Annotated in this window: 10 protein-coding genes; 9 read left to right on the forward strand and 1 reads right to left on the reverse strand. The window is 74.2% G+C overall.

Annotated features, from left to right (window positions below):
- Positions 1 to 2: 2 nt before the first annotated feature.
- Genes IEY99_RS26220 through IEY99_RS26235 form a run of 4 tightly spaced genes read left to right on the forward strand, consistent with a single transcriptional unit; the run spans position 3 to position 5,723 of the window.
- Positions 3 to 1,406, forward strand: coding sequence for an ABC transporter substrate-binding protein (locus tag IEY99_RS26220; RefSeq protein ID WP_229799260.1), 1,404 nt, complete (start codon positions 3 to 5; stop codon positions 1,404 to 1,406).
- The gene (locus IEY99_RS26225) at positions 1,403 to 2,266 is read left to right on the forward strand and encodes an ABC transporter permease (protein WP_189206732.1); all 864 of its coding nucleotides are present in this window, start codon (positions 1,403 to 1,405) and stop codon (positions 2,264 to 2,266) included. Before IEY99_RS26220 ends, IEY99_RS26225 begins: the two co-directional genes overlap by 4 nt.
- On the forward strand, positions 2,263 to 3,018 hold the full coding sequence (locus IEY99_RS26230; RefSeq protein ID WP_189206733.1) for an ABC transporter ATP-binding protein: 756 nt from the start codon (positions 2,263 to 2,265) through the stop codon (positions 3,016 to 3,018). Before IEY99_RS26225 ends, IEY99_RS26230 begins: the two co-directional genes overlap by 4 nt.
- Positions 3,018 to 5,723: a fumarate reductase/succinate dehydrogenase flavoprotein subunit gene (locus tag IEY99_RS26235; protein ID WP_189206734.1), complete on the forward strand. Its 2,706-nt coding sequence runs from the start codon at positions 3,018 to 3,020 to the stop codon at positions 5,721 to 5,723. Before IEY99_RS26230 ends, IEY99_RS26235 begins: the two co-directional genes overlap by 1 nt.
- Positions 5,724 to 5,748: 25 nt before the next feature.
- Here the strand turns inward: IEY99_RS26235 and IEY99_RS26240 are convergent, their stop codons facing one another.
- Entirely contained in the window at positions 5,749 to 6,672 is a 924-nt protein-coding gene (locus tag IEY99_RS26240) for an ornithine cyclodeaminase family protein (RefSeq protein WP_229799261.1), read from the reverse strand.
- 196 nt (positions 6,673 to 6,868) lie between these two features.
- Between IEY99_RS26240 and IEY99_RS26245 the strand changes: the two genes are divergently transcribed.
- The 5 genes from IEY99_RS26245 (at position 6,869) to IEY99_RS26265 (ending at position 12,909) form a co-directional block, all read left to right on the forward strand.
- Positions 6,869 to 8,473 (forward strand): ABC-F family ATP-binding cassette domain-containing protein, encoded by a 1,605-nt coding sequence (locus IEY99_RS26245; RefSeq protein ID WP_229799262.1) that lies wholly within the window; start codon positions 6,869 to 6,871, stop codon positions 8,471 to 8,473.
- A gap of 20 nt (positions 8,474 to 8,493) precedes the next feature.
- A complete protein-coding gene (gene abc-f, locus IEY99_RS26250; RefSeq protein ID WP_189206736.1) occupies positions 8,494 to 10,113 on the forward strand; it encodes a ribosomal protection-like ABC-F family protein in 1,620 nt (539 codons plus the stop codon).
- A 61-nt stretch (positions 10,114 to 10,174) separates the two neighbouring features.
- Positions 10,175 to 11,329, forward strand: a complete 1,155-nt coding sequence (locus IEY99_RS26255; protein WP_189206737.1) for an alpha-hydroxy-acid oxidizing protein — start codon at positions 10,175 to 10,177, stop codon at positions 11,327 to 11,329.
- A gap of 105 nt (positions 11,330 to 11,434) precedes the next feature.
- Entirely contained in the window at positions 11,435 to 12,256 is an 822-nt protein-coding gene (locus tag IEY99_RS26260) for an AfsR/SARP family transcriptional regulator (RefSeq protein WP_189206738.1), read from the forward strand.
- Positions 12,257 to 12,282: 26 nt separating this feature from the next.
- Positions 12,283 to 12,909, forward strand: a complete 627-nt coding sequence (locus tag IEY99_RS26265; protein WP_189206739.1) for a ScbR family autoregulator-binding transcription factor — start codon at positions 12,283 to 12,285, stop codon at positions 12,907 to 12,909.
- Positions 12,910 to 12,981: the final 72 nt, after the last annotated feature.

Below are 12,981 nucleotides of genomic sequence, written 5' to 3' on the forward strand. Positions count from 1 at the left end.
CCATGAACAGACCACGTTCCGTCTCCCTGCTGATCGCCCTGGTCATCGGCCTCACCGGTTGCACCGTCGCCGGCCAGGCCCACGAGAGCGACGCGGAGCCCGTGGTGGTCGGCTACCAGTCGAAGACCATCAACACGGTGACCGCCGGTACGCTGCTGCGGGCCCAGGGCTTCTTCGAGCGGCGCCTCGCCGAGCTGGGCCGCAGCACGGGCAAGAAGTACGCCGTGACGTGGCAGGACTACGACACCGGCGCGCCGATCACGGCGCAGATGATGGCCGGGAAGATCGACATCGGCTCGATGGGCGACTACCCGCTGCTCATCAACGGTGCCCGCGGCCAGCAGTCCGCCGCCACGCGCACCAAGCTGATCGCGGTCACCGGCTACAACCTGCGAGGCGCGCTGAACACGGTCGTGGTGGCGCCGGGGTCGCCGATCCGTACGCTCGCCGACCTGAAGGGCAAGGTCGTCTCGGCCAGTTCCGGGTCGGCCGGCCACGGCCTGCTCGTCCAGGCGCTGCGCAAGAACGGGCTGGACGCCGCGGACGTCAAGGTCGAGAACCAGCAGCCGCCGGTCGGCGCGTCCGCGCTGCAGTCCGGCAACGTGGCCGCACTGTCGCAGTTCGTCGCCTGGCCGGGACTCCTCGTGCACCAGGGCACCGCCGAGGTGCTCTACGACGGCGGCGAGCTCGGGGTGCCCACGCTGCACGGCACCGTCGTCCGGGAGCAGTACGCCGCCGGCCACCGCGACGTGGTCAAGGCCTTCCTGCACGCCCAGCTCGACGCCAACCGGCTGCTCTGGAGCGAACCGCTGAAGGCCGCCGAGATCGTGGCGAAGGAGACGGGCCTGCCGAGCGAGGTGGTCTACCTCTACAACGGCGCCAACGGCATCGCCACCTTCGACCCGACCATCAAGGCGCCCCTGCGCGCCGCGCTCGACCAGGACGTGCCGTTCCTCAAGTCCATCGGGGTCCTGCAGCGGATCGACCTCGGCGCGTTCGTCGACGACAGCCTGATCCGCGAGGTCTACGGCCCCGGGTACGACGCCGACGCCGCGGGCACCGTCAACAAGGCCGCCCTGACCGGCACCGACCCGGTCTGCCGACGGCCCGTCACCGATCCCGCGCTGGCCGGCGAGCTGTGGGTGGGCGAGCGTACCCAGCCCGCGGCCGACCCGGCCTGCCTGCTGCGCGCCGTGAAGGCCGCCCGGGCCGCCGGGCAGCAGATCCGCGCCGCCTACGTGCCGGATGCCAGCACGGGCACCCGCTGGTTCGCCGACCGGAGCACCTGGGTCCGCGACGGCGCCGCGTTCCGGCCGTTCGCCAGCAGGGCCGCGGCCCAGCGGTACGTGGCGGCCCACGCCGGGGCGACCGTGCTGCCGTACGCCGAGGCGGTGCAGGCCTCGTGACCGCCGTCTCCACGGCGGCTCCCTCCGCCCGTACCGGAGAACCCGCGGTCCGGTCCCCGCGGCGCGCCGCCCGGCGGGCGCACCCGCTGCGCTGGGCCATCCGGATCGGGTCGCTCGTCGCCGCGCTGGTGTTGTGGCAGTGGCTCACCACGGCCGACGTCACCCTCGGGGTCCGCTTCGACCGGCTCCCCACGCCGGTGGCCGTGGGCGAGCACTTCGCCCACGTCGCCCGCGACCCGGTGTACTACCAGGACATCGCCCAGAGCCTGGTGCGCATCCTGACCGGCTTCGCGCTCGCCGCGGTGGCGGGCGTGGCCGCCGGTGTCGCGGTCGCCCGGTCCTGGCTGCTGTCCGACGTGCTCGAGCCGCTGTTCGAGGTGGTCCGCCCGATTCCCGCGATCGCGCTGGTCCCGATCGCGATCCTGCTCTTCCCGCGCAACGAGCAGGGCATCGTGTTCATCACCTTCACCGCCGCGTTCTTCCCGATCCTGGTCAGCACCCGGCACGCCGTGCGTGCCCTGCCGACGGTGTGGGAGGACGCGGTCCGGACGATGGGCGGCGGCCGCTGGCGGGTCCTGTCGAGCGTCGTGCTGCCCGGCGCCCTGCCGGGCGTCCTCGGCGGGCTGTCGGTCGGCATCGGGGTGTCCTGGATCTGTGTCATCTCCGCCGAGATGATCTCCGGGGACTTCGGGGTCGGATACCGGACCTGGCACGCCTACACCATCGTGGACTATCCGGCCGTCCTCGTCGGCATGGTCACCATCGGCGTGCTCGGCTGGACCACCGCCGCCGCGGTGGAGCTGCTCGGCCGGCGCGTGACCCGGTGGTTGCCCGCCCGCCAGGCGGAGGGCGGGCGATGACGCGCACCGGTCTGCGGTTGCGGGCGGAGGACGTCAGCGTCGGGTACGGCGCCGAACCCGTCCTGCGCGACCTCACGCTCGCGGTGGCGCCGGGCGAGATCCTGGTGGTGGTCGGCGCCTCCGGCTGCGGCAAGTCCACCCTGCTCCGTACGCTCGCGGGCCTTCAGCCGGTCGCCGGCGGCACGCTCACCGCCGACGGCACCGCCATCCGCGGGCCGTCGCCCGACCGGGCGCTGGTCTTCCAGGACGACGCCCTGCTGCCCTGGCGCAGTGCGCGCCGCAACGTCGAGCTGCCGCTGTCGATCCGGAAGGTCCCGCGCGCCGAGCGGCGGGCGCAGGCCCAGCGCTGGCTGGCCCGGGTCGGCCTGGCCGGGCAGGAGCACCGGCTGCCGGCCCAGCTGTCCGGCGGCATGCGCCAGCGGGTCCAGCTCGCCCGGACGCTCGCCGGCGGCCCTCGCGCGATCCTCATGGACGAGCCGTTCGGCGCGCTCGACGCGCAGACCCGCGCCGCGATGCAGCGGCTGCTCGTGGACGTCCTGCGCGCCACCGAGGCGACCGTCGTGTTCGTCACCCACGACGTCGACGAGGCGCTGGTCATCGGGGACCGGATCGCCGTGCTCGGCCCCGAGGGGGTGCGGACCGTCGTCGACGTGCCGCAGCCGCGCGACCTCGCCACCCGCGGCACCCCGGTCACGCGCGCCGCCCGCTCCACCATCCTCGCCGCGCTCGGCGCCGACGACAGGAGCAACTGATGCAGATCCCCGCCCTCACCGACCGCCGCGAGCTGACCTGTGACGTGCTGGTCATCGGCGGCGGCACCGCCGGAACCATGGCCGCGCTGTCGGCGGCCGAGCACGGCGCCCGGGTCCTGCTGCTGGAGAAGGCGCACGTGCGGCATTCCGGGGCCCTCGCCATGGGCATGGACGGCGTCAACAACGCGGTCATCCCCGGCAAGGCCACCCCCGAGGACTATGTCCGGGAGATCACCCGCGCGAACGACGGCATCGTCGACCAGCGCACGGTCCTGCAGACCGCCACGCGGGGCTTCGCGATGGTTCAGCGCCTGGAGCGCTACGGCGTCAAGTTCGAGAAGGACGAGTACGGCGAGTACGCCGTGCGGCAGGTGCACCGCTCCGGTCGGTACGTGCTGCCCATGCCGGAGGGGCGCGACGTGAAGAAGGTGCTCTACCGGGTCCTGCGCACCCGCCAGTACCGCGAGAAGATCCAGATCGAGAACCGGGTGATGCCGGTACGGGTGCTGACCCGCGGCGGCCGCGCCGTCGGCGCCGCCGGCTTCGACACCCGCAGCGGCGAGTTCGTCACCGTGGCCGCCGGCGCGGTGATCCTGGCGACCGGCGCGTGCGGCCGGCTGGGGCTGCCGGCCAGCGGCTACCTCTACGGCACCTACGAGAACCCGACGAACGCCGGCGACGGTTACGCGATGGCGTACCACGCCGGGGCCGAGCTGTCCGGCATCGAGTGCTTCCAGATCAACCCGTTGATCAAGGACTACAACGGTCCCGCGTGCGCGTACGTGGCGAACCCCTTCGGCGGCTACCAGGTCAACAACCGCGGCGAGCGCTTCGTCGACTGCGACTACTGGTCCGGGCAGATGATGGCCGAGGTGGCCCGCGAGCTGGAGTCCGACCGCGGCCCGATCTACCTGAAGCTGACCCACCTGCCGGAGGAGTCGATCGGGCGGCTCGAGGCGATCCTGCACACCACCGAGCGGCCGACCCGCGGCACCTTCCACGCCGGACGCGGTCACGACTACCGCACCCACGACGTGGAGATGCACATCTCCGAGATCGGCCTCTGCGGCGGGCACTCCGCGTCCGGCGTCTGGGTGGACGAGAACGGCGCCACGACGGTTCCCGGCCTCTACGCCGCCGGCGACCTCGCCTGCGTGCCGCACAACTACATGATCGGTGCCTTCGTCTTCGGCGACCTGGCCGGCACCCACGCCGCCACCCGTCCGCAGGTCCCCGGGCCGCTGCCCGCCGACCAGATCGCCGACGCGCACGAGCTGGTCTACCGTCCGCTGCGGCACCCGGACGGGCCGCCGCAGCCGCAGGTGGAGTACAAGCTGCGCCGGTTCGTCAACGACTACGTGGCCCCGCCGAAGTCCGCGGCCAACCTGGAGATCGCGGTCGAGACGTTCCGCCGCATGGCCGGCGAGATCGCCGGCATGGGTGCCCGTACGCCGCACGAGCTGATGCGCTGCGCGGAGGTGACCTTCATCCGCGACTGCGCCGAGATGGCGGCACGGGCGTCGCTGGTGCGTACCGAGAGCCGCTGGGGGCTGTACCACGACCGCACCGACCATCCCGCCCGCGACGACGGCGAGTGGTTCTACCACCTCAACCTGCGGCGCCGCGCGGACGGCGACATGGAGTTCGTGAAGCGGCCGGTGCACGAGTACCTCGTCCCGGTGGACGACCTGCGGCCCCCGCACGCGCCCGCGGAGACCGTCGTGGCGGAGGCCCGCCGGTTCGCGGTGGCGGCATCCGGTCCGGCCGGGACCCGCCGGTCCGGGCGGGCGAGCGGGCCCGCCGCCGACCGGATCGTGGCGGTGCTGGCCCTGGCCGAGCGCGCGGCGACGCTGGCGGCGTTTCAGCCGTTCCTCGGCGATCCCGAGCCGGACGTGCGCCGGACCGCGGTGGCCACCTTGACCGAGGCGGCGCCCGAGGGCGTCGCCGACGCCCTCGTCGACGCCCTGCACGACCCGCACCCGGACGTCCGCGCGGCCGCGGCGGCCGGGCTGCGGGAACTGGCGGACGTCCTGCCCGGTTCGCCGGCGCTGGCCGGGCGGCTGCGGGACGCCGGGACCAGTGCCGACCCGCTCGTGCGCCAGGTGGCCGTGGAGCTGCAGCGGATCACCGGGGCCGGTCGCGCCGGGGACTTCCGCGCCGCGGTCGCCGATGCCGACGCCGGCGTACGCCTGCAGGCCGTCCGCGGCCTGGTGCGCCGGGACGACGTCGCGGGGCTCGCGGGCGCGGCGGACGACCCGGCACGGGAGGTGCGCGTCGCGGTGGCGCACGGCGTCGGCACGGTCGGGGACCCGCGCGGGACCCCGGTGCTGCAGCGGCTCTCGGCCGACGGCGATCCGCTGGTCCGGGCCGCCGCGTTGCAGGCGGCGAGGCAGGTCGGCTGCCCGGGTGACCTGGCCGCGGTGGCGCTGGGTGCGCTGGCCGACCCGTCCTGGCAGGTACGCGAGGGGGCGGCGACGGCGCTCGGCGGCGCCGACCCGGACGTCGCCGTGCCGGCCCTGACCGGGGCCGCCCACGACCCGAACCTCGACGTGCGGCGGGCCGCCGTCCGATCGCTGGCGGGCTGGGCGTACCGGGCCGACGTGACCGCCGTCCTGCGCTCCGCCTCGACCGACCCCGACGCCGACGTCCGCGCCTACGCCCGGCGCGCCCTGGCCGCCGGCGCCCCCACGGTCGAGCCGGCCTGAGCCCGGCGCGCCGGACCGGTGCCGGTCATGCCTCGTGCTCGTACGCGGCGACCGCGACGGCGAGGTCCTGCCAGGCCATGCCGGTGCTCTTGAAGATGCGGGGGCGGGTCACCGGCGGCCGCCCGGGTCCGCGTACCACTTGCTGGAGGGTGACGAGGTCCTTCTCCTCGACGGCCCCCTCGGCGAGGGCCTGGATGACGTCGCCCGCTTCCCGCAGCGCGGTGGCGCGTGACTCGACCACCGTCGTGCCGCGGGCGAACAGGGCGGCGTCGAGTTCCCGGGCGTCCGGGGTGTGGGAGCCGACCGCGATGACCAGTGCGTGGGCGGCGACGTCGGTGCCGGCGAAGAGCGGCTCGCGGGCGTCGGTGCAGCAGCAGACGACGTCGGCCCGCGACACGGAGCCGGCGGTGGCGGGAGCGATCTCGACGCCGCGGTCGCGCCAGTGTGCGACGAAGGCGTCGACCGCCTCCGGCCGGCGGCCGGCCACCTCGATCCGGGTCAGCGGCAGGACGCGCCGCAGCGCCTCGACGTGACCGTGTGCCTGGGGGCCGGTGCCGAAGAGCAGGAGCCGCTGTGCCTCGGCGGCGGCGAGATGGCGGGCGGCGACGGCCGACACCGCGGGAGTGCGCAGCGCCGTCAGCTGCGTGCCGTCCATGATGGACAGCGGGCTGAGCGTCGCGGCGTCGAACAGGATGTAGAGGCCCTGAATGCGCGGCAGTCCGTGGGCGGGATTGCCGGACGCGACCGAGACGAGCTTGACGCCCACGTAGCGGTCGCCGACCGACGGCATCGTCAGCAGGTGCCCGCCCTGGGCCGGCACGGCCGAGCGGGCCGGTTCCCGCTCGGGGTCGAGGTCACCCCCGACGGCGGCCTCCACGGCGGCGACGGCGGCGTCCATGCTCAGGCGGCCCAGCCGCGGATCCGGGTGGTACGGAAGGGAGGCTGACACACCGCGGAGCGTACCCGGGCCGTGCCGGCAAGATCCCCTGGGTTGACGTCTCGTCCGATTCATGTGAGTATGGCTCGGTGATCTACTGACGCGCACCCAGCCCGCTGCCGCGGCCCTCCGCCTTCTCGTGGAGTGATGCCCCGGCGGGCAGCCGATTCCCTTTTCCTCTTCGGCGATTGGTGTCCGCGTGTCAAACGTGTCTGTTCTGCATGCTCTCGACCTGGTGAAAAGCTACGGCGACCGGGTCGTTCTCGACGGTGTCCGGCTCTCCGCCGGGCCCGGCCAGCGACTGGGCCTGGTAGGCGAGAACGGTATCGGCAAGTCCACCCTGCTCAGACTGCTCTCCGGTGCCGAGGAACCCGACGCCGGCGAGGTCCAGCGGCCGGGTGACACGGAGTTCCTCCGGCAGGAGCTTCCGTTCCCCTCCGACGCCCCGCTCAGCGCCGTGGTGGACGACGCCCTGGCGGAGTTCCACCGGGTCCGGGACCGGCTCGACGAGCTGGGCGAGACGCTGGCCGACCGGCCGGACGACGCGGCCGCGCTCGCCGTCTACGGCGAGCTGCTCGAGTGGGCCCAGGACCACGACCTGTGGGACGCCGACCACCGGGCGAAGCTGGTCCTCGACGGGCTCGGGCTGTCGGGTGTGGACATGAGCCGGCCGATCGGCTCGCTGTCCGGCGGCCAGCGGACCCGGCTCGCGCTCGCCGCGCTGCTGATCAGGCAGCCGCGGGCGATGCTGCTCGACGAGCCGACCAACCATCTCGACGACGAGGCGGTGACCTTCCTCGAACAGCGGCTGGCGAACCTGCCGGGCGCCGTGGTGGTCGCGTCCCACGACCGCGCCTTCCTGGACGCGGTGTGCACCGACATCGTGGACCTCGATCCGTCCCGGGGTGGCATCACCCGCTACGGCGGCACGTATTCCGACTACCTCGGCGTCAAGCGGCTCGAACGGGTGCGCTGGGAGCAGCAGTACGCCACCGAGCAGAAGGAGCTCAAGGAGCTGCGCCAGGCGGTGGCGACCACGGCGCACGAGGTCAACCACGCCCGCACCATCAAGGACAACAACAAGATCGGGTACGACCGGCACGGCGGCCGGGTGCAGAAGCAGATCTCCCGGCGGGTCCGCAACGCGCAGCAGCGGCTCGACGAGCTGACCGCCAACCAGGTCCGCCGGCCCCCGGCCCAGCTGAGCTTCACCGCCGCGCTGACCGGGGCCGCCACGCACGAGGGTGCGGTGTCGCTGCGCGGCGTCCGCGTCCACGGCCGGCTGGCGATCGACGACCTCACCGTGGGCACCGGCGAGCGGTTGCTGGTCACCGGTCCCAACGGTGCCGGCAAGTCCACGCTGCTGCGGGTGCTCGCCGGGCAGCTGGCGCCCGACGCCGGGTCGGCGTACCGGTCCGCGGGACTGCGGGTCGCCCTGCTGGAACAGGACGTGGAGTTCCCCGACCCGCAGCGGCCGGCCCGCTCGTACTACGCCGAGGCGGCCGGCGACGACCCGGCGGTGCCGCTGTCCCGGCTCGGCCTGCTGGCCGGGCGGGACCTGGACCGGCCGGTCGGGCAGCTCTCCACGGGCCAGCGCCGCCGGGTGGCCCTGGCGGTGCTGGTGGCGCGCCCGCCGGACGTGCTGCTGCTCGACGAGCCGACCAACCACCTGTCGCTGCGCCTGGTGGAGGAGCTGGAGGACGCGCTGCGCAGCGCACCGGGCGGGGTCGTCGTCGCCTCGCACGACCGCTGGCTGCGCCGGGGGTGGCAGGGGGCCGAGCTGGCCCTGATCGACGGCCACGTCCGCGCCTGACCGACCAGAGAGGAGTCGTCATGTCTACTCAGCTCGCGCTGCACGCGGTGAGCAAGGCGTACGTCCACGGCCGGGTGCTGGATCAGGTGTCCTGCTCGGTGCGCAGCGGCGAACGGGTCGCCGTGGTGGGGGAGAACGGTGCCGGGAAGTCCACCCTGCTGCGGCTCATGGCCGGGCAGGAGCGACCCGACGACGGGGACCTGGTGGTCACCGCCGACGGGGGCATCGGCTACCTCGGCCAGGTGCTCGACCTGCCGGACACCGCGACCGTCGGCGACGCCGTCGACGCCGCGCTGGCCGACCTGCGGGACCTGCAGCGGCGGATCGCGATGGCGGAGCGGGAGCTGAGCACCGCCGACGACGCCGCGCTGGCCGCGTACGGCGAGATGCTCACGACCTTCGAGTTGCGCGGTGGCTACGAGGCCGACGCGCGGGTGCGCTCGACGATGTCGCTGCTCGGCATCGGCGAGCTGACGCCGCAGCGGCGGCTGGGCACGCTCTCCGGCGGGCAGCGGGCCCGGCTGGCGCTGGCCGGCGTGCTCTCCGCGGAACCGGAGCTGCTGCTGCTCGACGAGCCCACGAACCACCTCGACGAGGCGGCCCTGGGCTGGCTGGAGGTCCGGCTGCGCCGGCACCGCGGCACCCTCGTGGTCGTCACCCACGACCGGTTGCTGCTGCAGCGGGTCGCGACCGCGATCCTGGAGGTCGACGGGGACCGCGCGAGCGTGGCGCGCTACGGCAACGGCTATGCCGGCTATCTCGCCGAGAAGCGGGCGGCACGGCAGCGCTGGGAGCAGGCGTACGCCGAGTGGGTCGCGGAGATCGAGCACTGGACCGAATGGGGTGCGACGACCGCGTACCGGGTGGCTCCGGGACGGGCCATCAAGGACCACAACAAGTGCAAGTACAACGGCGACGGCCGCCGCGTGCAGGCGTCGATCTCCACCCGGGTACGCAGCGCCGCGGAGCGTCTGGACCGGCTGCGGGCGGAGCCGGTGCCCCGCCCGCCGGACCCGTTGCGCCTGCATGCGCCGCTCGACTCCGCCGTCCGCGAGGGCTGGGTTCTCGACGTGCGCGACGTGCGCGTCGGTGCGCGGCTGCAGGTGCCGGAGCTGCGCGTCGCCGCCGGTGACCGGGTGCTCGTCACCGGGCCCAACGGCGCGGGCAAGTCCACCCTGCTCGACGTGCTGGCCGGCGTGCTGGCGCCGGACGAGGGCACGGTCGGGCGCCGCGGTGACCTGGGCTATCTGCCCCAGGAGACGCCGAACGACGACCCGGGGCGGAGCCTGCTGTCCGCCTTCGCCGACGGGCGTGCCGGCACCCGCGAGGAGCACGCGGAACGGCTGACGGCGCTGGGGCTGTTCCGCACCGCCGACTTCGGCAAGCCGGTGGGGGTGCTGTCGGTGGGTCAGCGCCGGCGGCTGGCGCTGGCGCGGCTGCTGGTCCGGGAGGCCGACGTGCTGCTGCTCGACGAGCCCACCAACCACCTGTCGCTGGTGCTGGTGGAGCAGCTCGAGGAGGCCCTGGCGGACTACCCGGGGGCCGTGGTGGTGGTCTCGCACGACCGGCTGTTCCGCGAGCGCTGGTCGGGCACCCAGGTGGCCCTCGACGGCGGGCGGCTGCTCGCGCCCGTGCCGTGACCTGGTCAAGGACCGCTTGACGAGCCGCCCGGCCGGGCCCTTCGGTGCCTAGCGTGGGGCCATGACCGACACGACGTTCAGCGCGTACCGATCCGAGCTCCTGGGGCGCGATGAGCCGCCGCCGTGCAGCACCGACGGCGCCGCGCTGGAGGAGTCGGCGCGTCGGATCATGGCCCCCGGGCCGTTCGGCTACGTGGCCGGCGGCGCCGGGTCCGGTGCGACCGTGCGCGCGAACCGCGAGGCGTTCGACCGGCACCGGATCGTGCCCCGGATGCTGCGCGGGGCACACAAGAGGGAGTTGGGAGTGCGTCTGTTCGGCGTACCGCTGCCGGCTCCGGTCGTGCTGGCGCCCATCGGCGTCCAGACCCTCGTGCACCCGGACGGCGAGCTGGCGGTGGCCCGGGCCGCGGCGTCGGTAGGGCTGCCGATGACCGTGAGCACCACCGCTTCCTATCCGCTGGAGCAGGTGGCGGCGGCCGCCGCCGGCCCGCGCTGGTTCCAGCTCTACTGGCCGGACGACGACGAGGTGTGCCTGAGCCTGCTGGACCGGGCCCGCCGCTCGGGGTACGCGACCCTGGTGGTCACGGCGGACAACTGGGCCTTCGGGTGGAGAACCACCGATCTGGACCTGGGCTACGCGCCGGCCGCGGACGGCCTCGGCTCCGCGAACGCCCTGGCCGATCCGGTGTTCCGCAGGCGGCTCGCCCGCCCGCCCGAGCAGGACCGGCCGGCCGCGGTCGCGCGCTGGGCCGCGATGTTCACGGGTACGGACCGGGACTGGGACCAGCTGGCCTGGCTGCGCCGGCAGTGGGCGGGCACGCTGCTGCTCAAGGGCGTCCTGCACGCCGACGACGCGCGGCAGGCGGTGGCCGCCGGGGTGGACGGGGTGGTCGTGTCGAACCACGGTGGGCGCCAGGTGGATGGCGCGGTGGCGGCCCTGGACGCGCTGCCCGCCGTCGCCGCCGCGGTGGGTGACCGCGCCACGGTGCTGTTCGACTCCGGGATCCGCACCGGTGCGGACATGGTCAAGGCGCTGTGCCTGGGCGCCGACGCCGTCTGCGTCGGACGGCCCTATCTGTACGGCCTGGCGCACGGCGGTGAGCCGGGCGTGCGTCACGTGCTGCGCAGCCTGCTGGCCGACCTGGACCTGACGATGGCGCTCAGCGGCGTCCGGGCCATCGACGAACTGCGACCCGGACTGCTGCGTCCCCGGTGATCGTCCGATGCAGATCCTTCACTTGACATACCGGGTGGTCGGTTTTGTATTGTCGTCTCATCCGGTGCGGCGCCGACGCACCGTGGCCGACAATGGGGGAGAGACATGGACGTTCGGGTGCTGGGGCCGTTGCAGGTCACCATCGGACAGGCCGCCGTGATGCCGAGTGCCGCCAAGCCGCGCAAGGTGCTCGCGATGCTCGCGCTGCACGCCAACGAGATGGTCCCCGTCCCGGCGTTGTTCGAGGAGCTCTGGGGTGACGCCGTGCCGCGCAAGGCGAGCACCACGCTGCAGACCTACATCCTGCAGCTGCGCAACCTCATCGCACCGGCGCTGAGCCGCGACCCGGCGACCGCGGGGCTGGACGCCAAGGACGTCATCGCCACCCAGCCCGGCGGTTACCTGCTGCACGTCCCGCAGCCCGCGGTGGACGCCGGCGAGTTCGAGCGGCTCGCGGCCGTCGGGCACCGGGCGCACGAGCGCGGCGACTTCCCGAGGGCCGCGCAGCTGTTCCGCGACGCGCTGGCGTACTGGCGCGGCACGGCGCTGGCCGACATCCAGCTGGGAGCGTTGCTGGCGGTGGAGTGCCGCCGGCTGGAGGAGACCCGGATCAACACGCTCGACCGGCGCATCGACGCCGACCTGCGCATGGGACGGCACCACGAGATCATCGGCGAGCTCACCGCGCTGGTGGCGCGCAACCGCACCAACGAGGGGCTGTCGGCGCATCTCATGGTGGCCCTGCACCGCTGCGGCCGGCGTGGCGACGCGATCGGCGTGTACCGGGGGCTGCGGGCCAGCCTCGTCGCCGACCTCGGGCTCGAGCCGTCGCCGCTGCTGCACCGGCTGCACCGGCACATCCTCACCGCCGACGCGCCGCTGGCGTACGACGTCCCGCCGGTCCGCGAGCTGCAACGTGCCAGCTGACGAGCCGCTAGGGGGCCTCGGAGACGATGCAGAACCGCGCACAGCAGACACGCACGAGACTCGTGCGGGCCGCGGCGGACTCCTTCGACCGCTACGGTTACACGGGCACGAACATGGCGGGCGTGGCGAGGAGCGCCGGGGTGACCAAGGGGGCGCTGTACTTCCACTTCGCCACGAAGATCGATCTGGTCCGGGCGCTGAACGAGGAGAGCCGGCTGCTGTTGCGCGGCTACGCCGCGGCGATCGAGCTGCGGCGGCCGTCGCCGTTGCAGGCCGTGGTGGACCTGAGCCACGGCCTCGCCGGCGCTTTGCGGACCGAGCCGATCATCCGGGCCACCCTGCGGGTCGCGCGCGAGTGCGGGAACTGTGGTGAACCGTTCCTCGACTTCTATCTGCAGTGGGCCCAGGCCGTCACGGACCTGCTGCGCGGATCCACCCAGGACTGCCTGGCCCCGGCCGTCGAACCGGACGCGCTGGCGGCCCTTCTCCTGGCGCTGCACATCGGCGCGGACGCCATGGTGAGCGCCGCGGAGCCGCGGCTGGGTGCCGCCTGGGACCTCGCCGGCGCCTGGCGGATGATCCTGCCCGGCGTGGCCGCGGACGGCGTGCTGGGCCACCTCGAGGCCGCCGGATCGGCGCCGGCCGGCGCGTGACGGGCGCCCTCCCGGCGCGTGACGGGCGCCCTCCCGGCGCGTGACGGGCGCCCTCCCGGCGCGTGACCCGCC

The sequence above is a fragment of the Couchioplanes azureus genome (assembly GCF_014648355.1).
GTDB classification, from domain to species: domain Bacteria; phylum Actinomycetota; class Actinomycetes; order Mycobacteriales; family Micromonosporaceae; genus Actinoplanes; species Actinoplanes azureus.